A 21,693-nucleotide genomic window follows, 5' to 3' on the forward strand; every position below is an offset into this window, starting at 1 on the left:
ATCTTACTCCGCTGCTCGGATATTTTCGTTATTCAGCTGCAAATCCTTGGAGTTTGCAATTTCTTTCAAACGTTCTGAACGAATCAATTCATTGACCTCTTGCTTGGCATCATCTAGTTCTGTCTTCTTTTCTTCTATCTGAGCATTAACCTTGGTCAATTCATTCTGAACTTGTAATAGCTTGGTCTGCATAAACACAACGCTAATTGCCAGGATAATCATTGTTGCAGCAATCGAAACATAGAAGGCCTTTTCCACACGTGAAAAACCTTTAAACTTCGTTTGCAATAACTGGCTTGTTTTTTCGATTCTTTCTGCCATGTTTTTCCTCTTACTTGTGAATTTTTCTAGCCACGCGCAACTTGGCTGAATGCGAACGATTGTTGGCTTCTAGCTCTTCAGCACTTGGCAAGATTGGCTTGCGGGAGACCAATTCCATCTTGGGCTTAAGGTCATCTGGAATGAAGGGCAAGCCTTTGGGAACTTCCACTGTTGAAGCTTCCTTGAATAATTGCTTGGTCAAGCGGTCTTCCAGCGAATGGAAGGTAATGACCGAGATTCTACCATCCAGAGCCAGCATGTCCATGGCCTGCTGGATAGATTCATCTGCAGCGCCCAGCTCATCATTGACTTCGATTCGGATAGCCTGAAAAATCTGCTTGGCAGGGTGTCCCTTTTTCTTGAGCTCCTTGGCAGGCTTGGCCGACTTGATAATCTCTGCCAACTCCGTCGTCGTCTCAATGGGTTTCACCTCACGCGCTTGCTCAATCTTACGGGCAATCTGTTTAGAAAATTTATCCTCACCATACTTGAAAAAGATCCGAACCAGGTCATGATAGTCATAATGATTGACCACCTCATAGGCCGTCAGACTAGCTTCCTGATTCATCCGCATATCCAGTGGCGCATCCTTTTTATAAGAAAAGCCACGCTCACGCTGATCCAGCTGAGGACTGGACACTCCCAAGTCATAACAAATTCCATCAATTTCCTGGACACCAGCCTCCTGCAAACGTGCCTGCAAATGACGGAAGTTATCCTTGATAAAGGTTACCATCCCCTTTTCGATATAGGGTGCCAACCTTTTTTGCGCATTGTCAATGGCATTCTGGTCCTGGTCAAAAGCATAGAGATGCCCTTTTTCGCTCAATTTACTTAATAAATATTCGCTATGGCCTGCTCCGCCCAAAGTCGCATCAACGTAGATACCGTCAGGTTTTACGTCAAGCATATCAATCGTTTCATGAAGCAAGACCGTTACATGATGAAATTCTTTTGTCATATCTTATCTATTTTACCACAAATCTGACCAGCTTGCACTTGTCAGACAAGGCTAAGTTTCTTCGAAAAAAATTCTCAAAAAAATGTCGTGTATACTTGACACACCATCTCCAAAAGAATATAATATAGTCAAATATATACGACATATTAGAAAGGAGACTCTATGAATCGTGTCAAAGAATTCCGCAAGGAACTGGGCATTTCCCAGCTCGAGCTCGCCAAAGATATCGGTGTCTCGAGACAGACCATCAACATGATTGAAAACGACAAGTACAATCCTACCCTGGAACTCTGTCTCAATCTCGCCCGCAGCCTCCAAACTGACCTTAACAGTCTCTTTTGGGAAGACGATTTTTAAAAAAGGAGCAAACAAATGAAAAAAGAAACTCTCACTGACAAACTTATCAAACGCACATACGGCATTTCTGGCCCCCTTGACGAACACAAACGGCGCGAGGCCGATCGTATCGGGAATCAAGTCTTTATCGTTCTCTTTTATCTGATGATATTTGGCAATCTCATCCCCTTTGTCCTTGCTTATAAATACCCGCAAATTGTCGCTATCGGCTATCCTCTCGTGGTATTTGGCATTTCGATGATGGCTGCCCTCTATGTGGTCTCCCAAACCAAAAAAACAGGCATCACAGCTATTGACCCCGAAATGCTGAGTCAAAAAGAAAGTAAACAACTGCATTTTCCTGGTCTAAAAGCCGGTCTGATCTACGGCATAGCGATATTTTTTATAATGCCACTCATCGATACCCTAACCAGTGAAAATCCAAATTTCATCAGTTCTCTTCTGAATTCAAAACATATTTTAAAAACTATACTGGGAGCGTTCTTTTTTGGACTGATGATACAAATCGTTGTCTCTCTTCGCATTCAAAAAGCAAAGAAAGACCAAGAAGACGACTAGGAGGTGCCTTATGAAATCACTAGCTAGACTACTGATCAGTCATGTTTTTATCAGTATCTTTGTTACCTTTTTCCTACTTTCTGGACATATTGAGCATCCTTTCTTGATTATCTTTCTTTTATTCCTTCCTGTATTGAACAAGGGACAGAGATTCCAGAAAATCCAATCAAAAAAAATACGTCTTCTAAACGCATCTCTCTGTTTTATACTCGTATCCTTTCCACAACTTTTAACAAATCCTATGGATTGGAGATACCTAGTATTTCTAATAATCTGTATCATTTTTAGTTTGGTTTACTTCTATACTCTCTATCAACTCTTTAAAGAAGTCAATCAAAAATCGCTCATTTAGGAGGTTACTCCCATGAAAAAAGAAAATTTCACCACTCGCTTACTCAAACTGTTCTTTCACATACAAGGTCCCTTTGATGAATGTCGTCAAGAGATGATTCACAGGGCTTGTGCCTGTTCCTTGATCCAAATCGTTTACTCCTCCCTCCTACTCTTCTTGTTCTATCTCCTATTTGGACGCTTCATAGAGTTGATTCGAGATGCCATGCCCTACCTCTATTTTGGACTTATCTTCGTCCTCTCATCTAGGGCGAGACTAGCAGTTCGCAACTTACATTTAGACAAGGATGACCCGTCCGAAATCCATCACAAAAGCTACAGCAAAAGCCAAATTAAAGTTCGTAGTTGGGGTATATTCATCAGTATTCCAATTGGCTTGTTTGTCTTATCAGCCTTTCACAAACTCTTTGTTCAGCATCTTCCCATAGATGCCTTTGGGGATGACCTCTTCCATTTCGATAAAATGCTCCCTTTACTAGTGTTAGGATTGGGTATTGGTGCCATCTTTGGAACCATGACCTATGCCTTTTTATCGGAACACGAGATGAAACACTCTGAATCAGGAATGCATAAGGAGAATATAGAAAAATGACCAGTATATATGATTTTTCTGTTTTGAATCAAAATAATCAAGCAACTCCCCTGGAGAGCTATCGTGGCAAGGTTCTCTTGATTGTCAACACTGCTACTGGATGTGGTTTAACGCCCCAGTACCAGGGACTTCAAGAACTCTATGAACGCTATCAAGATCAGGGCTTTGAAATCCTAGATTTCCCTTGCAATCAGTTTATGGGACAAGCACCCGGCAGCGCAGAGGAAATCAATAGCTTCTGCAGTCTACACTACCAGACCACTTTTCCTCGCTTTGCCAAGATCAAGGTCAACGGCAAGGAGGCAGATCCTCTTTATGTTTGGCTAAAAGAGCAGAAATCTGGCCCGCTAGGAAAACGAATCGAATGGAATTTTGCTAAGTTTCTCATTGGTCGAGATGGGCAAGTCCTTGAGCGCTTCTCTTCCAAAACAGACCCCAAAACCATCCAAGAGTCTCTCCAAAAAATACTCTAATTTCTTTTTAAAACGTATCCTTTCAAGCAAAATAGAGATGTTGGTCAGTATTCTCGACTCCATCGTATGCATAGGTTCGATTACTGGGACACTCTTTTTCCGTCACCACCCTAAAATAAAAGCGATACTCCCGCCCATCCTTAGCATTTTCCTTGTTTAAAACAAAGTAGTTCTTCTGATTCATCGCCATGGTGCGTAGGATGTCATCGATCAAAAAAGTCAAGGGTACATTCATAGCAGAGTATTTTTAAAAATCCTCTTCAAAACGAATATAGGCATCTGAAAAATAATCCATCTGCAGTTTGTTTTCATACAACTCTTTTCTAGTCATACACTCCCTCCTCCCACAGTCGAATTTCGAGGACATCTGCTACCTCTACCAGCCTATAGCCCTCACTTGTCCTAATAGATAGAGTTTGAGGTGATAATTCTCTTACCTCGCCGACGATAGTGGTTTTCTGCTTCTTTTCCTTGACTACAAAGTATCCCTTTAGTTGCCCGATATACAGCTGTGAAAGCAAAAGCAACTTCTCAACGGGATTCAAACTCGTCGAGAAAGCTACCCGATTTTTTTCTTCACCGAGTGAACTAGTATGCTCTGAGAGGAAAAAGCCCATCCACTTCTGCATCCCTGGATCTTGATAGTCACGCGCAGATTGAAAGGGTAAATAAGAACGATCAATCATTTTAGTCCATCTAATCCTCCAGCAGAATGCCCCCCAATCAGCTTGTTTCTAGCAAGACTCCTAGAGGCTTCTTCCAGTGCGTTAGCCTTTAAGAGGGAGGTAAAACCAAATTGTTCCCGAATGGAGTCAATGGCTGTCTGGAGCCTTTCTTCTTTTTCTAACTTGTCAACATCATCAAAGAGGGAGATCAAGCCAAAGGACTCGTCCACAAATCCTGAATAGTTGACTCCGACACTTCTGACCGCTCCAGAAGTGTATTTATTATGAAATAGCTTCAAAACATAATCCGTTAAGATAGCTGTATTATTGGTCGGTTCGACCTTCATTTGTGTGTGAATAGACGACCTGACCTCCTGTTTAGAGAAACCAACATAGAGAGAGACAAGGGTTGTTTTCTTACCCGCCCTTCTCAGCCTAATAGCCACCTGCTCCGCCATTTCTCGGAGAATAATTTCGATATCCCGTAGCTTCACGTAGTCTCTCGGCAAGATTTGAGAATTTCCTAATCCCTGAGACTTGGCTTTATAGGGCCTATGAACATTGCTTTCATCAATCCCGTTAGCATGAAACCACAAACGCAGGCCAGCCTGACCTAGAGCCTTCTGTAACTGGTCTGGATTACTGGTGGCCAATTCTCTGATGGAAAAAATCCCCAGAGCATGCAAGCGTTTCTCCATCCGCCTGCCAATCCCCCAAAAATCCGTCATTTTGGGAATAGCCCAGACCTTCTCTTCCACATCCTTGTAAGACCAGTTGGCCCTCATGGTCGGGGTGTGTTTGGCCTCATTATCCAGAGCCAACTTGGCCAGTAAGGGATTGGCATTGGACATACCCACTGTAGAGTAGATCCCTGTCTGCCTCCAAATATCCCTCTGGATGCGAGCAGAAAGCAGATCCAGCTTGTCTTTGCGAGAGAGACTCTTGTCTGGGATGAAATAGTTGAGCGAACTAGTCAGATCGATAAAGCCCTCATCGATAGAGTAGGGATAAATATCATCTGGACTGCCATAATTTTGAAAGATTCGCTGGATTTCCATATTGACCGCTATGTATTCATCCATCCTAGGTGGCACAACCAAAGTCACTTGAGCCCAATCTTCGATGTAGCGAACATAGTCTGAGTCAGTAGGCAAGCCTTGCTTTCGAGCATTGTAATAAGAAAATTTGCGCGTTTTGATATCAAAAGGCAGATCATAGGCCCGGCCAACATTGGACTTGCCAAAAATCTTCTTAAACATGGGAGAGGAAGCTAGGATAAGACCAGTAGAATTATCCGCGCGACTCATGACACAAAGCGAGGTCTTCAGCGGATGCAAGCCCCTTTTCACACACTCGACACTGGCATAGAAAGATTTCATATCGACAAAGGCAATATCACTTTTGGGCTCTCTGGAATAATCAAAGTAGCCCATAGGCTAACCCTCCATCGGCACAAAATTCCCAACGATAATCCCCACAATCCGAGGATCTTCCTCATAGGAGATGAAAATGTCCTTGTATTTAGGATTGATAGAAACCAGACGCAAACCATCTTCCTCCCGATAGACCCGTTTGATATAGGTCTGGTTGTTACAAACTACTGCATAAACTGCCCCATCATAGTCAAATCCTGTTTCCCGAATCAGAGCCACCGAACCATTTTGATATTTAGGTTCCATAGAGTCCCCAGATACCCAAGATGCAAAATCATGGGCCAACTCCTCGTTAAAGTAAACCGTATCAAAATTCTGGTCATCATAGACCGAAGCCCCGATCCCTGCTGACATACGTTCATAGACACGGTACTCGTAGAGGCGCTCTGGCATGGTCGCCACCTTCTGAGTTTGTTCTTCTTGAGCCAGGTTGCGAGCATAGAGCACAACCTTGTCCTTCCCTTGCTTGGAAAGGCTATTGTAGAGACGAACAATCTCGATCTGAGTGAAATATCCCTTTGCCACCTTTAAAATATTTTCTAGCTGGGCAACCTTCTCCTTGGATGGTTCCTTAATTCCACGTTCCCAAGCCGAGTAAGCCTGAAAACTAATCCCTAATTCCTCTGCAATTTCCTTCTGTGTCAATTTTAACTCTTTTCTCCGAGCCTTGAGTTTTTCTGGTTGGTACATGATTCACCCCCTAGTGTGATGTTTTATTGAGAATATCTCTCTTAGAAAAACAAATCGACGGTTGAGCTTACATCTCTAAAAATCAACCAATTCGGTTTAGTTTTATTATATAAAAAAAGTGGACGATTGTCCACTGGGAAAATCAAATTTTAACAGACACAACTGGAAATTATGAACAAAAAACTGACCGAGCCCTAGCGACTCCTATTCTAATTTTTGCAACAGCTTTACAACTTGACGATTTTCAATCTTCACATAGTATACACCACTATCACTGACAAGTTTATCCTCTTTATATTTAGCAATTTTGACAGCATAAAGACCGCGTGGTAAGGGTTGGTTGACAAAAAATTCCTTCATGAGCGCTTCAAGCTCTTTAAGATAGTCATCATACAAGAGATCTCTTTTTTCTTTTGGAACGAAATACTGAAATTCAAATGTTGGTATAAAAATCTCTTTTTGGAAAAGATATTGAGCATCCATTGGATACATCCCTTGCAGAGCTTGGCCCTTGCTTTGATTTTCCTCTAATATTTCATTATAAAGATAGATATTATCAGATTGGTTATTAAATTCAAAACCAATACCTTGATACTTCAAATCAGGCAGTTTAGGATCTTTGATTGAACTGTCCAGTGTTTTTAAAAATTCGCTGGTGCCTGGACTAACCTCAATCCCTAAATAGGCTAATTCTGGGAAAACATTATAAATTTTTTTATCATTTTTGTAATCAACCTCTGCATCTGTCTTTCTATATGTTTTAATTTCCGAAAAACGAGTATAGTATTTAAATCGAGTTTTAACCTGATAGGTTTTTCCGGCTATATTTTCACTGTAGCTACCATGGATTATAAATCCTCCCACGCTTGTATAGTTTTTCTCGTATTTTTCTAGCTCAAACTGTCCTGTAAGACCGTAGTTTTGATAAGAACGATGCACAGCTTGCTCAATCTCAGTTCGGCTTGCATGGGCAAATAGCCCCCACATATCCATTAGAGCAAAAATTGGACTGAACACTGTGAAGATTACGATTGGGATCACTATGGATAAGCAACCTATTAATAGCCAATTTCTTTTCTTGGCGTTTCCTTCAGATTTTTTAGCAGTTTTCTGTTTCTGTTTTAAGATTAGAATAAGCAAAACCAAAATCCCTAATACTAATAAAACCAATCTACTCTCTCCTTTTACTTTGGACAACTCCTAACAGGTAGATAGGAGACTGACAGAAATACTCATCTCACCTGCTAACTTATCCTGAGTTCCATGAACTCGTCTGAAATGAGGAGCAACCCTTGTCTCATTATACCACATGGGTAATGCCGTGAGAAGACGAGAGAAGCAAAAACACCCCATGGTGTGAACCATGAAGTGTTTCGAAACGTTAATAGTATCGTGTTGATTAACGTTTTGAGGCAACTGACTTTGTCAGGTTGCAGCCACATTTGTAAGCGACTAAAGTCGCAACAACTGTGTCAATTGCACCAATTTAGTATGGAAGCATAAAAAAGAACACCCCGAAAGGTGCTCTTTGTAAGTATTGTAATTCTTTCGAATTAACGTTTACTAAATTGTGATGCTTTACGAGCTTTCTTAAGACCTGGTTGGATACATTTATATTTGAATAAGTTTCAAAATCCCCTTTAAATCAGCGTTTCTCCGCTTTTTTTAGAAAACTAATTTCATCTAATTTGAATAAGTTTCAATTAAATGGTGTGAATTTTATCCTAAAAATACACAAATTGAGCTAGATTTTACCAAAAAGTTCACACCATTTGAATTATTATTGTTTTGTACATTTGATATACGGAATACAATATAAATTATCGCAAATATCTTTCAATATACTCTATGAAGATACAAGGTTCTATACTGCTACAGCTTAACCAGTTATGCATCAGATAGATAGTCCAATTTCTGCAAAAAATTGATTCATAGAAATACATCTACCTACTATTTTAATATTTTATCAAATAAAAAATCGGTATTTTTTACCGATTAAAAGCTTTGTCTTCTAATAATTTTTGAAGATATTTCAACGGATTCTATATTTTCACCGTTAATGATTGCTAAAACACCTTCTATCATTTTTTGGGCTAACATAGCATAATTAGGAGAAATAGTAGACAGAGCTGGAGTATAATATTGCGAAATAGGAATATTATCGAATCCAATTATTGAAATATCATCAGGAATGGTAATCCCCTTCTCATAGCACGCACGAATCAGCCCTTGAACCTTCTCATCCCCAGAAACAAATATCATATCCGGATGATTTTGATTAGATAAATTATTTATAGCATATGAATAAACTGAATCAATTGTAGTTAAACCATAAATAACTTGCAAATCCATTAAATAATTTTTATCAGTCAAAAAAGTACGAATACCTTTTTCACGATCCTTATTAACAAGAGATTCCCCTCCCATAAGTAACAACATACTTTTAATATTCTCTTTTGTTACTAATTCCATCATATCATAAGTGGCTTGAAAATTGTTATTAGATACATAAACAACATCAGGTGTTCGAGATTCTCCAAAAACTATAAAAGGCATATTATTTTTCTGTAAATAATTAATCCGAATATCGTCTTTACTTTCATAAAATACTATTACTCCATCTATTAAGCTTCCTGTACTTGAAATTATTGAATTCCTAATCGTATCTTCTTCACCAAAGTATTCAACAATAGCGTTTACACCAAACTCTTTACAAGTTTGTAGAACTCTATCTAGTAAAGTTTGAAACCAAATCAAGGGAAAAGAATCAATCTTTTTAACGGAAATCAAAATGTTTGTAGTTTCTTTCTTAGTCAAATTTTTTGCATATGCATTTGGAACATACGACAACTCATCAATGACTTTTTGAATAGCTCGATAAGTTTCTTCTTTTACCTTTTCACCACCGTTAATAACACGTGAAACAGTTTTTGGAGAAAAACCTGATAAATGCGCAATATCATAAATAGTTACCTTTTTATCGTTTAAATTTTTCACTTTAGTCCTCCATTTATGATTTATCTAATTTTATTATACAATATTTACTTTTTTTAACAAGAGAATTTAGTAAAATATTTTAATGTATCTTAACAAAACTTTAATTTCAAAATTTTCTATTTTATACTCTATTCTTCCGATTCAAAAAAATAACATTGACAATTAAAATTTTTATTCTTTACAATTTTTTCTACTTCACAACTGATAAACTTGTATGAAAATAACTTACCACGAAAATATAAAAAATCATTTTCGGTAAAATCCATTGAAACTATAAAAGTATCTAATAACATTTGGACATAGCAGTCTAAGATCGGAATAATCTTTTCCTTAACAATAACTTTTGCTAATATATCATCAGCTGGTAAAGAAGACGAAAATACAATTTCACAAATATCATAAAAAGAATGAAATCTATATACTTGCACTAAAGAATTATATTCAAAATACGTTATTCTTCCACAGTCAAAATTAATATTATATACCTTCATTTATGTTTATCCTTATACTTTGCAAATAATTTCGAGTCAATTATCACCTAAAAAACAAAGGGACAAGAATAACTGCCCCTTTGTTTATTCTATATCAACTAACTTCTTCCACATAAATAACACCAACAATATTTGCTATTTCTTCCATTAGTTTAAGATGTTCAAACTTACCTGAAAGTTCTAGAGTCATAAATGATGCTATTCTTTTGTCTGGAACATCAAAATATTCAATTCTTTCAGAATTAACATCTCCAAAAGCAGTTCTTGAATCATTCAATCGAATTCCATTTTCTGCACAATAAACTAATACTCGATTATATGCCTCAGTAGATTTAACTACAATATATAATTCAATAACTTTTGAACGACTTTGAAGATATTTTTTTAAAGGCTGAAACATAGAAATCACACTCCACACAGAAATAGCTACTAACAGAGCACCTTCATAAAAACCTACTCCAATAGCTAAACCTATTCCTGCAGAAGCCCAAATTCCTGCTGCAGTTGTCAGACCCGTAACCTTCTTTTTATCTGTGATAAGAATTGTTCCAGCTCCAAGAAAACCAACACCAGAAATAACTTGAGCACCTAAACGTGTCGGATCTCCTGTTCCAAACTTATAAGATACAAATTCATTAGTCATCATAATCAAACAAGCAGCCATACAAACGATACTATGTGTACGAATACCTGCTGGTTGAGATTTACTTCCTCTTTCTAAGCCAATAATACTTCCAATGACCAAAGACAACACGACTCTAATAATAATTTCAATGTATGATAGTCCCATGCTGGATGATTGCATTACTATTTCCTTTTCTTACCACGCGGTCTCTGTGTGAAGTACAATACAGTCCCTGAAATAATCATTAGAACAATTGTATAAACAAATACAAGAGCTTGTGCATTAGATGTTGCTGTTTCATCACCTGCAGAACGAATCGTAATACCTAATGGTTGAGCCAATGGATGATAAAGGAATACAGATAAATCGAAATCGGTCAATAAAGAGTTAAAGTTGAGTGCGATAACAGAAAGAACTACCGGCAAGATGAAAGGAATAATAACCTTCATCATTGTGTAAAATGGTGAAGCCCCCATACTTCTAGCAGCATCCTCCATCTCATCATCAACACTAAATAAGATTGCACGTACCATTCTATAAGAGAATGGTATTTTTACAACAATATAAGCGATTAGCAAAATTACTAAACTACCAACTAGAATCTGGTTAAAGACTAAAAGTTGAGGTTGGTTGAAAGTGAACAATAAACTAACTGCTAGAAGTGTACTTGGTAATAGCCAAGGAAGAAGAGCTCCGTATTCGAACAAGAAATCAAATCGAGCTTTATGTTTACGAACTACTCGCGCAAACACAACAGCAAGAACTGTTGCAGTAGTTGCTGCAATGATAGAATATATAAAGCTGACTAGGAATGGAGAAAACGCAACACTATTACTAAAGAACAATCTGTAATTATCAAGAGTAAAGTTTGATAATGATAAGTTTCCTGACTGTATTGCAACTGGGTCAGTAAATGAATACAATACAATGAAAATCAATGGTAACATGAAAACAGTGAACAAAGCATAAGCAACAATATGAGCAATGATATTCCATGGTTTAGATGTGATTTTTTGTTTTTTCAAAGGTGCTTTCGTTTTAGAAATAGAAATATAATTTCCGCCTTTTTCGATCTTGTTCATAATAGTAAGCAAAATCGTAGTGGCAATACCCAAAATAATTGCTAGAAAGGCGGCTAAGTCACGAGAATTTCCCATTCCAGCAAATGTTATGATCATTGGGTTAATAGTTTGGAATTCTTTCCCACCAACAATCATAGGTGCTGCTACTGCTGATAACCCACTTAGAAAAACCATAATTGTCAGAGCGAATAAAGTAGGAATTAGAGTTGGCAATACTACTTTTCTAAACACTGTAAATGGTTTTGCACCCATATTACGTGCAGCTTCAATAGTATGATAGTCTACACTTCGAATTGTATTAGTTAGGAATAAGGTGTGATTAGCAGTACCAGAAAATGTCATAATAAATAGAACTGCACCATAACCAATAAACCAGTTAGGATCTAAAGATGGAATAATACTTTGTAAAAATTTGGTAATCATGCCATATGGTCCATAAACGAATTTATAACCAGTAGCCAAAACTACTCCACCGTAGATTAGTGACGTCATGTATCCTAGTTTTAATATTTTAGCTCCTTTAATATCAAAATATTCTGTAAACAATACACAAAGTACACCAACAACATTAACAGTTATAATTAGTGAGAATGCTAACTTGAAACTGTTAAAAATACTCTGAATCGCACGTTGAGATTTAAAAGCTCGTTGTACGACATCAAGTGAAAACTCCCCACCTTTCACAAATACATTAACTACTAAATCAAAGTTTGGATAAATGATGAAAGTTACCAAGAACCAGATTAAGCCTAAACGAATGAGCCAATCTTTCCAATTTAATTTATGACGCATACTGCACCTCCTTAAAATTGCAGAACGTCTGATGGTGTGATAAATAATTCCACACTTTCTCCGACAGATCTAATAGCTGACTGACTATCGATACTTGTTACATTAAGAATTTGATTTTCAGATACCTGAACAGTATAGTGAATTGTAACTCCTGAAAATTCCACATCAATAATTGAACCTTTTAAGACAAAATCCTGATCCGTTTCACGTTTGAAGCGAACTTTTTCTAAACGAATGTAACCTTTTTTATCTTCCAAAAGAACATGAGCATTATTTAGAAGAATTCCGTGAACAGTTTCATCTGTAAGTACGTTAATGTCTCCAATGAAATCACATACAAATTCTGTTTGAGAATTATGATAAATTTCTACTGGTGTTCCCACTTGTTCAATAAAACCATTATTAAAAACAGCAATCCTATCAGATAGCGTTAACGCTTCCTCTTGGTCATGTGTAACATATAGAGTCGTAATTCCCAATTCTTTTTGAAGACGTTTCAACTCTTTTCTCAAATCCACACGTAATTTTGCATCTAGGTTTGACAAGGGTTCATCCAAACATAGGATTTTAGGTTCCAGAACAAGAGCACGAGCTAAAGCTACACGCTGCTGTTGTCCTCCAGATAATTCTGAAACGTTACGTTGCAATTGTTGATCTGAAATCTTAATTTTAGCAGCCACTGCAGAAACCTTGGCTTTAATAACATCTGGAGCAACTTTTTTAACCTTTAGACCGAATGCAATATTATCAAAAACTGTCATTGTTGGAAATAGTGCGTAAGATTGGAATACGATCCCGATTCCACGTTTTTCTGGCTCCATATGAGTAACATCTTTCCCATTAACCTCAATGCTTCCAGATGAAGGGTCTAAAAAACCTACCAAAGCTCTCAAAGTTGTTGATTTACCGCATCCAGATGGTCCAAGGAAGGTAAAGAATTCTCCTTCCTTAATATCTAAATTTAGATTATCAATCGCGATAAAATCACCGTATTTAATTTGAATGTTATCAAATTTAATCATATTACTAACTTCCTTTACTTATAAATGAAAAGTCTCTCTTAATTTCTCATGTAGGTTTAGAAACTTTAGAGAGACCTGGAATTTTAAAAATTACACTTATGCCCTATTTTACATATTCTAGTTCAGCTTTTTCAACCCATTCATCCAAATGTTTTCCAACAGCTTCCCAATCAATACTTTGCGGTTTCACTTGATCAACAAATTTCTTAGTAGCTTCTGGTAACTCTTTCACTGCCTCAGTATTTGCAGGAATAGAACCAAAGTTTTTGCTGTACTCTACTTGAATTTCTGTTTGACCAAACCAATCAATAAATTCTTTAGCTAAAGCTTGTTTCTTACTAGTATTCAAAATCATTGTTTGTTCAGTTACAAACGGAACACCAATTTCAGGAGACATTACTTTAAATACAACATTTTGTTCTTTTTGTCCAACTAATGCACCAGAACCCCACATCATACCGTACTGGATTGGGTCGTCCTTATCTAACATTTTAACAATTGAACTTTCACCCTTTTGAAGAGTGTACGCATTTTCCAAATATTCTTTAGCTGCTTGCCAACCTTTTTCAGAAACGCCTAATTCTCCTTTATCATCGAGATAGCGAACAAGGATACTTGCCAAGATCGCACGCCCTGTTCCCCCTGAAAGTCCAGAAATTGAATATTTACCTTTATATTTGCTGCCTAACTCAGTCCAATCTTTAGGCATTTCAGTAACATCAGGAGCACCAATCAAGACCAATGGCTGAACAATTACAGGATTGTAGTAGTTATCTTTATCTGATAGAGATTGGTCAATTTTATCTAACCATTTAGGTTTGTACTGTACCAATAATTTTTGATCTCTAATTTTATTTGAATCAACAGCTCCAATACCAAATACCATATCAGCTACTGCATTATTTTTTTCAGCAATAACACGATCGGCCAACTGAGCACCTGGAATGTCAACCATTTTAATATTGAAACCAGCTTCTTTAGCCTTAGCAGTTAACCAATCCCCACGTCCGTTTGAAACAGAGTTAGAATAAATTACTAATTCTTGGCTCTTGTCAGCTTTTTCTTCTGATTGAGGTGTATCGCTCGAAGAATTTGATGAATTAGTTGAACCACCTGAACATGCTGCCAATGTTGTAACCGCAACCCCTGCAGCTAAAAACGATAATAATTTAGATTTTTTCATATGAAATCTCCTTTTTATTTTTAATTATAATTTTATTTTAAAATTTTTCACAATATGGAACAAAACGTCTCATATCTTCAAATACTGTGTAATCGATACGATTTACTGTAATGACAGGAATCTTTTCAAGCAGAACTTCCGTTAATTCCTTTTTCACTTTAGTAAACTCTTCATTTTCTTCTTCAGTTAATGGAACTCGAAGATATCCAATTGAGATATGGAATTGATAGCGATCATGATTAGGGAATCGAACACCTGCTTTTTCAGAAACATATGTTCTAATTTCTTCTAATCGTTTAGCTGATTTCTCATCGGCTGGTTCTACTAAAATGTTTTGATTTCCCATTTCAGTCACACGCATATGAATATCTTCGTTTAGCAATGGGAAAATTTCTAGTTGTTTTGCAAAGTAATCATGAATTTCTTGTAATGGCGTATCCAATGGTAGATGGCTACTCCAAAATTCTGGCTCACGATTTTCATGGCAAAGCAATTCAATTACAGTCATATGAATAGAATCTCTTGGAGTTAATGTGAATTTATCTATAAATGGTAACTCTCTATAGCGTGATTGAATGATATCAACAACTTCCATCAAATCTGAATTAGTATAAAGATTTGCTACAACTGTATTCCCCGGGAAATGATTAAATTCCCCGTTCTCTTTGAACTTAATTTTTGTTAAGTTTTTCATAAAAAGACCTTCTTTTTTATTTTTTGACATCGGTGTCATTCATGTTTATATTATACAATGTAATCGTTTACTTTGTCAAGCGCTTTCATTGTTTTTTTAATTTTTTAATATATACATATTACAAGACTACTCGAACTTTTTTATTTATTGTATCCATTAGGATTTTTTGATTGCCAATTCCATGTATCTCTACACATGTCTTCGACATTTTTTGTAGTCTTCCAATTTAATTCCTTATACGCCTTATCCGCATTTGCATAACAAGTCGCAACGTCTCCTGATCGTCTTGGAACAATTTTATAAGGAATTGGAACCTTATTGACACTTTCAAATGTATTTACAAGTTGTAATACACTTGTGCCTTCTCCTGAACCAAGGTTATAAATATAAACATCTGTTTTTTCAGATACTTTCTCTAAAGCTTTTATATGCCCTATCGCTAAATCCACTACATGGATATAATCGCGAACACCAGTACCATCTACCGTATCATAATCATCTCCAAAAACACTTAGCTCTGGTCGCTTACCTACCGCTACTTGTGCAATAAAAGGCATTAAGTTGTTAGGAATTCCTGATGGATCTTCTCCAATCAACCCCGACTCATGAGCACCAATCGGATTGAAATAACGAAGCAACGCAATACTCCACTCTGAATCTGCTACATGAACATCTTTTAAAATTTGTTCAAGCATCACTTTTGTGTACCCATACGGATTCGTTGCACTTGTCGGCATCGTCTCAATAAGGGGAGACTGATTGTGAACGCCGTATACAGTCGCACTCGATGAAAACACAATCTTTTTAACATTAAACTCTGACATCACTTCAACAAGAGCTAATGTGCTCATAATATTATTTTCGTAGTACATTACAGGCTTTTGCACGGATTCGCCGACAGCTTTGTATCCTGCAAAATGAATTGCAGCCTCAATAGATTCTTGTTCAAAAACTTTTCTCAATCCTTGTTTATCACAAACATCTAATTCGTAAAACGCAGGACGTTGCCCTGTAATTGCTTCAATACGATCTAATACTAAAATGCTTGAGTTTGAAAGGTTGTCGACAATAACGACTTCCTTACCTAAATTTAGTAATTCTACTACGGTATGGCTACCAATATAACCAGCTCCGCCTGTTACCAATATTGCCATTTTTACTTCCTCCTAATTAATTCCAACCGATTTAACAAATCTCATAAATGCTTCATGTCCGGTTTGAGTATTCTTATAAACACCTGCATCTTCGAGAACTCTCGCAAATACTTGCCCTACTTCATGTTGAACTACGCTATGAACCTCCTCCTCTTTAAGTCCAGGATATTTTTCTTTCAATTGAACGGCCCATTCTAAATGATAATCAGCAATTGCGTTATCTTTTCCTAAAAGATATTTCTCAACTTCTTCTAACTCTGTTTTCAAACGAGGTGGTAAAATCGCAAGTCCCATCACTTCGATTAACCCAATATTTTCCTTTTTAATATGTTGTACATCTTGATGAGGGTGGTAAACACCATCTGGGTATTGTTTAGTAGTATGGTTATCTCTCAGAACAATATCCAATTCATATCTTCCATCCACTTTACGAGCAATAGGAGTCACCGTATGGTGTGGAATATCTTCAGTCTTAGCAATGATGTCTACTTCTAAATCTGAATATTCTCTCCAGATATTTAGGATTTTAGTAGCTAATTCTACCAAACGATTTTTATTTTCACCTTGTAGCCTAATCACTGACATCGGCCATTTTACAATACCTGCTTTAACATCCTCAAAGTCTTTAAAAAGAAATTCTCTCTCAAATTTTGCTTTTTCCATTGGGAAAATATGTTTTCCTCCCTGGTAGTGATTATGACTAAGAATAGAACCTCCTGAGATAGGAAGATCAGAATTTGAACCAGCAAAATACCCTGGTAAAATATCAACAATCTCCAATAATTGTTCAAATGTTTTGGACGTAATAGCCATTGGTACATGTTGACTATTCAAGAATATCGCATGCTCATTAAAATATGAGTATGGGGAATACTGGAAACCCCATACTTCGTCTCCCAGTTCCAACCGAATAATTCTATGATTTGCACGTGCTGGATAATTTATTCTCCCCTGATAACCTTCATTTTCCATACAAAGTAAACATTTTGGATAATTAGATGACTTTACCAATTTCTCTGCCGCGATTGTTTTCGGATCTTTTTCCGGTTTTGATAAATTGATTGTAATTTCAAGTGAACCATAATTAGTTTCAGTATGAAAAGCTATATTTTTAGCGATAGCTGACAATTTAATATAGTCGCTATCTTTACTTAACTGATAGAACTCTTCAACTGCATCCTGTGGCGAAACATCATATGAACTCCAAAAAATATCATTAAGGCGACTTGGTAATGGAACGATAAAATTCATCAGCTCTGCACCTAAACATTCCTTTGCCTCAGCTAAATCAGCAATTTTACCATTCTTTAAAGCTATTTCTACTAAATTGTCTTTTAATTTTTTAAGATCACTCTCATTTGAAATCTTATCAGTTCCTTCTTCACCGATTAAAGCCAATATTCTATTTTTTATATATATTTGGTCCATCGATTTATAAATTCCATATTCAATAATTTTATTAGCAAAATTATCTACTATTGTCTGCATATATACTCCTCTTTAACTATAATACTCCAATTTCCTGATAATCTAACCATTTATAAATAGATTGTGTTGTATGGGATATCTTATCAAGAATATTAATAACTTCTAAAAATACAATAGCTTCATCAACATTTGAGAATTCAATAAGAAAGTTCTCTACTACTTTGTCTCCTAGTTTTTGACATAGACCAGATATCAACTTACATTTTTTATTATAGTCATATACGTCAGGTTCATAGTTTCTATTCTTATACCATGTTAGAGTTTTCTTTAAGTGATCCCCTATAATAAAATGTATTTTTAGCATTTCATAAAATAATGGTCCCCATTCATGCATTGTATGAATATTTTTTAAATTCTTAACTATTTCAATGATTCGATCACCAATACGTTCAATATCTGTGGATAATTTTACTATAGTTATAATTCTTCTCAAATCAACAGAAACAGGATGTTGTAAACAGATGAGTTCAATACCTTTCATATCTATTGTAACAACTGCTTCATTAATAACTAAATCATTATCTATAATACTTTGTTTTTGAACTTCGGTTAAGTCATCAAATATCATTTCATATTTTTTTATTATAGAAATCCATATATCTTCTAGATTATTAGACAACTCAATAATTTCATTGTCAAAATGCTTTCTCAACATTATCTAACCTCAATAATCAATTGCACTATAAAGAACTCGTATAGATAACTGTCTTTATAGTTCATCATATGATGAAATTATTTTAAACATCAATTATCAAAATACTTGCATCATCTTTTTTACCATAAATAGGATCAATATTTGTAGATTCTTTTCTCATTTCAATTAACTCTCCAAAATTGTAGCCTGAATTTTGAGTATAAAAATCGTAAAAACCATCAGTCATTAAAACAATATGATTACTAGTTACTTCCAAACTACCATTGATAACATGATTTATACTACTTTTGTCTAGTGAACCTATCCAATATCCATCTGGTTTATTAGCTAGCTTCCTAATATTTTGTAATATAGTCTTTTTATCAGCTTCATCATTAGATTTGATTGTAAATTTTCCTTGCTCAAAAAGACAATCTACTCTATGATCTGTAATCACTTGATTGTTGACTATCATAACACAATCGCCAATCATTATGTATTCTAATTTTAAACCAGATAATTTCGCAAAAATAAAGGCAAAAGTTGGTAACTGGTAATAATCATCAAACTCACACTTATCTATCTCTATTATTTTTCTAACGTCATCTAAAGCAAGCTCGAAAATTTTCTTCAATGATAAAGAATCGTTACAATACTGCTTGAGACACTCAGAAATAAGATGAGATACTTCCGAAACTGAATAACCTATAGAATCTTTTGAATTAAATAAATCTGTTGCTCCATCTATAATCCAGAAATATTGATTTTTGTAATCTACGCTATCTTCGTTCTCTTTAGCACTACCTTGTATTGAGCAAATTCTATCTATCTTCATAACGACGTTTTAAACTCCATTGTCCAAATAGAAGGCAAATTCCAATAATAGTTAAAAGCAACTCAACCATTTTATTTAATCCAGTTTTTGGTAATGCATGTTGATTATTTTTTGTCTTAACTACTTCACTAACATTAGTTACGTCATATTGTTTTTGTGAAATTTCTCCTGTTACTACATTACCTGAATCATGATTTGATTTTTCAATTTTATCATCTACACTATTTACTGAGTAATTATTAGCTAAATTATTTTTGTTTTCAGCTACAGGTTTTATTTCCTCTACATGCTTATCTGAGTGGTTGTCTGAGTGATTACCTGAATTTTGCGAAAAGATTTTATAACTTTCATTCTCAGTTATAATATTAAAATCACCGACACTATTATTTGTGTCTGAGCTGGTCCCATTAAAATCAGTTTTAAGTAAAGAAACATGATTTCCTGTTAAATTGGAAAGTTGATTATTTAGGACAGTGATAGTTCCAGCGGATTCTTCAATTACGATTCCGTCTTTACCTCCCGAGATGATATTATCAGATACTACCAAATTGTTGCTGACTCTTAATAATTCAATATTTGGCTGTTCAGTATTTTGCGAATTATTATGAATGATATTCTTTGTTACAGTAATATCAGTTACTTTTCCAAGATAATCTGCACTATCTTTTGCAACACGTATTGCTTTTGTTTTAGCATCAGCAATATTAAATACATTTTCAGTAATAGTCACATGTTTATTCAGATCTAATACGTCTTTAACATTTTTATAACTATAAGCATTAACTAAAGCAGCACCATTTTCACGATAGTGTTCACTTTCCTCTTTAGTTTTCTTATCAAACCTATTTCCTTTTATTAAAATATCAGTAAATCCTGTAAAGCGAACGCCCGCATACATCATATTATCAAAATGATTATTTAGAATTTTAATATTTGAAGGATTTTCAGTTGTTGCAGTTTGATAATGTGTCCCAATTGCAGTTACTAATTCACCTGATTTTTCACTTTTACCAAAATATGAATTTTGAATAGTAACATTTTCAGATTTTTTCCCATCATCATTCAAAGCATAAGGAAAACCTTTTCTAGTTAATGGTTCAATCTGAATACTCTCCTTACTTATAATTTGCCCATCTTTCATAGTTTTAGGTAAAGCTTGACCAAGAAAACGAGAATTATCGACTAATACATTTTTCGAACCTGCAATTTGAATAGCATGCCCTTGATAACTATCCTTGAATGTTACATTTTTTATAGTTACGTTATTTGAATTCCCAATAGCAAATGCACCTGAAGAATTTATAAGTGGTAGATTTTTTGCTTTAGTTCCTTCTTCATTCAAAGCACCGTTCATATCAATAGTACCACCAGAATAACTAATATCTTCTGTTGGGGCCCATTCTACTTGCGCACCATCATCCGTAAATAAACCTGTCATGAATACAATAGAAGGATGATTTTTGATATTGATACCATTTAATATGGTAGCTTTTTCATGTACTTCTAGGTGTGTATGACTTCTCAAAAAGACAATCTCTTTAACTAAATAAGTCCCCTCAGGAAAATATACTTTCCCTCCACCTAATCCTTTAGCAGCTGCATCTATTGTATCCTGAATTGCTTGTCGGTCATCATTAACCCCATCGCCTACTGCACCATAATCTTTTACACTTAAAGCCGAAATTTCAGTCCCTTTTTCTAAAGCAGTGTTACTATCTCCCACTTCATTCCTATTAGAAGTATCTGCAACTTCGTTCTCAGAACTAACTGACTTTGAATAAGTAGTAATAAAATCAGTCAAACTGTCATGATTACTAGTTAAGGAACCTTCTAAACTTTTGATAGTTGAATTAGAAAGGGCACTATTAGAAACTAGCGGAGAATCTTTCATTTCATCTTCAAAAGATCCAGTATTTACCCCATCTTCTTTATATTCCTTATTAGATATCAAAGGAGAATCAACTTTACTATCGGTTAATTGTGAGGTAGAAGAGTCAATCCCAGTAGGATTGTCATGATTACTAGTTGAAGAACCTTCTATACTATTGGTGGTCGAAGTATAAAGCTCATTCATAGATATTTGAGGAGCACTTGTAACTACTTCATCAGCAAAAACACTTTGTACCCCCAGGAATGAAACCGCTACCAAAACAGGGCACAATCCAACCTTAAGTTTCCGAATACTAAAAACCTCATTGTGAACAAAATGCTTCATAAAACACCTCCAAATTTTTTATTGTTTTTTTACTATCTATCACTAAATTTTTTTATATCAGACAAAATGACACCGCTGTC

Annotated in this window: 23 protein-coding genes and 1 pseudogene; 5 read left to right on the forward strand and 19 right to left on the reverse strand. The window is 35.6% G+C overall.

Annotated features, from left to right (window positions below; genetic code table 11):
* Nucleotides 1–3: 3 nt before the first annotated feature.
* Together ftsL and rsmH are read right to left on the reverse strand one after the other, a co-directional pair.
* Complete coding sequence (gene ftsL / locus ACT17O_RS09015) at nucleotides 4–321, reverse strand: cell division protein FtsL (protein WP_000840795.1); 318 nt, start codon at nucleotides 319–321, stop codon at nucleotides 4–6.
* A gap of 10 nt (nucleotides 322–331) precedes the next feature.
* Entirely contained in the window at nucleotides 332–1,282 is a 951-nt protein-coding gene (gene rsmH / locus ACT17O_RS09020) for a 16S rRNA (cytosine(1402)-N(4))-methyltransferase RsmH (RefSeq protein WP_000159388.1), read from the reverse strand.
* A 162-nt stretch (nucleotides 1,283–1,444) separates the two neighbouring features.
* Here rsmH and ACT17O_RS09025 point away from each other — a divergent pair, with 162 nt between their 5' ends.
* The 5 genes from ACT17O_RS09025 to ACT17O_RS09045 are packed head-to-tail and all read left to right on the forward strand — an operon-like array spanning nucleotide 1,445 to nucleotide 3,613.
* Nucleotides 1,445–1,639: a helix-turn-helix transcriptional regulator gene (locus ACT17O_RS09025; RefSeq protein ID WP_001082470.1), complete on the forward strand. Its 195-nt coding sequence runs from the start codon at nucleotides 1,445–1,447 to the stop codon at nucleotides 1,637–1,639.
* A 15-nt stretch (nucleotides 1,640–1,654) separates the two neighbouring features.
* Nucleotides 1,655–2,197, forward strand: coding sequence for a DUF3278 domain-containing protein (locus ACT17O_RS09030; RefSeq protein ID WP_444817447.1), 543 nt, complete (start codon nucleotides 1,655–1,657; stop codon nucleotides 2,195–2,197).
* A gap of 10 nt (nucleotides 2,198–2,207) precedes the next feature.
* A complete protein-coding gene (locus ACT17O_RS09035) occupies nucleotides 2,208–2,549 on the forward strand; it encodes a hypothetical protein (protein WP_000838131.1) in 342 nt (113 codons plus the stop codon).
* 12 nt (nucleotides 2,550–2,561) lie between these two features.
* Nucleotides 2,562–3,140, forward strand: coding sequence for a DUF3278 domain-containing protein (locus tag ACT17O_RS09040; RefSeq protein WP_444817448.1), 579 nt, complete (start codon nucleotides 2,562–2,564; stop codon nucleotides 3,138–3,140).
* Nucleotides 3,137–3,613 carry a glutathione peroxidase gene (locus ACT17O_RS09045; RefSeq protein ID WP_444817449.1) on the forward strand — a complete coding sequence of 159 codons (477 nt, stop codon included), beginning with the start codon at nucleotides 3,137–3,139 and terminating at the stop codon, nucleotides 3,611–3,613. The genes ACT17O_RS09040 and ACT17O_RS09045 overlap by 4 nt, the downstream gene beginning before the upstream one ends.
* A 22-nt stretch (nucleotides 3,614–3,635) precedes the next feature.
* Here ACT17O_RS09045 and ACT17O_RS09050 read toward each other — a convergent pair.
* The 17 genes and pseudogenes from ACT17O_RS09050 to ACT17O_RS09130 all read right to left on the reverse strand — a co-directional run bounded on the left by ACT17O_RS09050 (nucleotide 3,636) and on the right by ACT17O_RS09130 (nucleotide 21,613).
* Nucleotides 3,636–3,944, reverse strand: a pseudogene (locus ACT17O_RS09050) (DUF5960 family protein).
* Nucleotides 3,937–4,299 (reverse strand): hypothetical protein, encoded by a 363-nt coding sequence (locus ACT17O_RS09055; protein ID WP_444817450.1) that lies wholly within the window; start codon nucleotides 4,297–4,299, stop codon nucleotides 3,937–3,939. The pseudogene ACT17O_RS09050 and the gene ACT17O_RS09055 overlap by 8 nt, the downstream one beginning before the upstream one ends.
* Nucleotides 4,296–5,711, reverse strand: coding sequence for a Y-family DNA polymerase (locus tag ACT17O_RS09060; RefSeq protein WP_444817451.1), 1,416 nt, complete (start codon nucleotides 5,709–5,711; stop codon nucleotides 4,296–4,298). The genes ACT17O_RS09055 and ACT17O_RS09060 overlap by 4 nt, the downstream gene beginning before the upstream one ends.
* A 3-nt stretch (nucleotides 5,712–5,714) precedes the next feature.
* Nucleotides 5,715–6,401 (reverse strand): LexA family transcriptional regulator, encoded by a 687-nt coding sequence (locus ACT17O_RS09065; RefSeq protein WP_084939609.1) that lies wholly within the window; start codon nucleotides 6,399–6,401, stop codon nucleotides 5,715–5,717.
* 204 nt (nucleotides 6,402–6,605) lie between these two features.
* Nucleotides 6,606–7,571 carry a hypothetical protein gene (locus tag ACT17O_RS09070; RefSeq protein WP_444817452.1) on the reverse strand — a complete coding sequence of 322 codons (966 nt, stop codon included), beginning with the start codon at nucleotides 7,569–7,571 and terminating at the stop codon, nucleotides 6,606–6,608.
* Between the two features lie 825 nt (nucleotides 7,572–8,396).
* A complete protein-coding gene (locus ACT17O_RS09075; RefSeq protein ID WP_000793419.1) occupies nucleotides 8,397–9,398 on the reverse strand; it encodes a LacI family DNA-binding transcriptional regulator in 1,002 nt (333 codons plus the stop codon).
* A gap of 128 nt (nucleotides 9,399–9,526) precedes the next feature.
* Nucleotides 9,527–9,889, reverse strand: coding sequence for a hypothetical protein (locus ACT17O_RS09080; RefSeq protein ID WP_000870371.1), 363 nt, complete (start codon nucleotides 9,887–9,889; stop codon nucleotides 9,527–9,529).
* Between the two features lie 94 nt (nucleotides 9,890–9,983).
* Nucleotides 9,984–10,694, reverse strand: a complete 711-nt coding sequence (locus ACT17O_RS09085; RefSeq protein WP_001191972.1) for an MgtC/SapB family protein — start codon at nucleotides 10,692–10,694, stop codon at nucleotides 9,984–9,986.
* A gap of 2 nt (nucleotides 10,695–10,696) precedes the next feature.
* Entirely contained in the window at nucleotides 10,697–12,388 is a 1,692-nt protein-coding gene (locus ACT17O_RS09090) for an ABC transporter permease (protein ID WP_001216192.1), read from the reverse strand.
* An 11-nt stretch (nucleotides 12,389–12,399) separates the two neighbouring features.
* Complete coding sequence (locus tag ACT17O_RS09095; protein WP_000589129.1) at nucleotides 12,400–13,410, reverse strand: ABC transporter ATP-binding protein; 1,011 nt, start codon at nucleotides 13,408–13,410, stop codon at nucleotides 12,400–12,402.
* Nucleotides 13,411–13,513: 103 nt separating this feature from the next.
* A complete protein-coding gene (locus tag ACT17O_RS09100) occupies nucleotides 13,514–14,593 on the reverse strand; it encodes an extracellular solute-binding protein (protein ID WP_000748691.1) in 1,080 nt (359 codons plus the stop codon).
* Between the two features lie 37 nt (nucleotides 14,594–14,630).
* Nucleotides 14,631–15,287, reverse strand: coding sequence for a DUF1868 domain-containing protein (locus ACT17O_RS09105; RefSeq protein WP_000793817.1), 657 nt, complete (start codon nucleotides 15,285–15,287; stop codon nucleotides 14,631–14,633).
* A 140-nt stretch (nucleotides 15,288–15,427) separates the two neighbouring features.
* The gene (gene galE, locus ACT17O_RS09110) at nucleotides 15,428–16,441 is read right to left on the reverse strand and encodes a UDP-glucose 4-epimerase GalE (RefSeq protein ID WP_000996574.1); all 1,014 of its coding nucleotides are present in this window, start codon (nucleotides 16,439–16,441) and stop codon (nucleotides 15,428–15,430) included.
* 12 nt (nucleotides 16,442–16,453) lie between these two features.
* The gene (gene galT, locus ACT17O_RS09115; protein ID WP_001193545.1) at nucleotides 16,454–17,929 is read right to left on the reverse strand and encodes a UDP-glucose--hexose-1-phosphate uridylyltransferase; all 1,476 of its coding nucleotides are present in this window, start codon (nucleotides 17,927–17,929) and stop codon (nucleotides 16,454–16,456) included.
* A gap of 16 nt (nucleotides 17,930–17,945) precedes the next feature.
* Nucleotides 17,946–18,584: a phosphate signaling complex PhoU family protein gene (locus tag ACT17O_RS09120; protein ID WP_000944642.1), complete on the reverse strand. Its 639-nt coding sequence runs from the start codon at nucleotides 18,582–18,584 to the stop codon at nucleotides 17,946–17,948.
* A gap of 82 nt (nucleotides 18,585–18,666) precedes the next feature.
* A complete protein-coding gene (locus ACT17O_RS09125; RefSeq protein WP_000687248.1) occupies nucleotides 18,667–19,398 on the reverse strand; it encodes a protein phosphatase 2C domain-containing protein in 732 nt (243 codons plus the stop codon).
* Nucleotides 19,385–21,613, reverse strand: coding sequence for a glycosyl hydrolase family 28-related protein (locus ACT17O_RS09130; protein ID WP_000680277.1), 2,229 nt, complete (start codon nucleotides 21,611–21,613; stop codon nucleotides 19,385–19,387). The genes ACT17O_RS09125 and ACT17O_RS09130 overlap by 14 nt, the downstream gene beginning before the upstream one ends.
* Nucleotides 21,614–21,693 lie beyond the last annotated feature (80 nt).

The organism is Streptococcus sp. HJ1 (assembly GCF_052399005.1).
In the GTDB taxonomy this organism is placed as follows: domain Bacteria; phylum Bacillota; class Bacilli; order Lactobacillales; family Streptococcaceae; genus Streptococcus.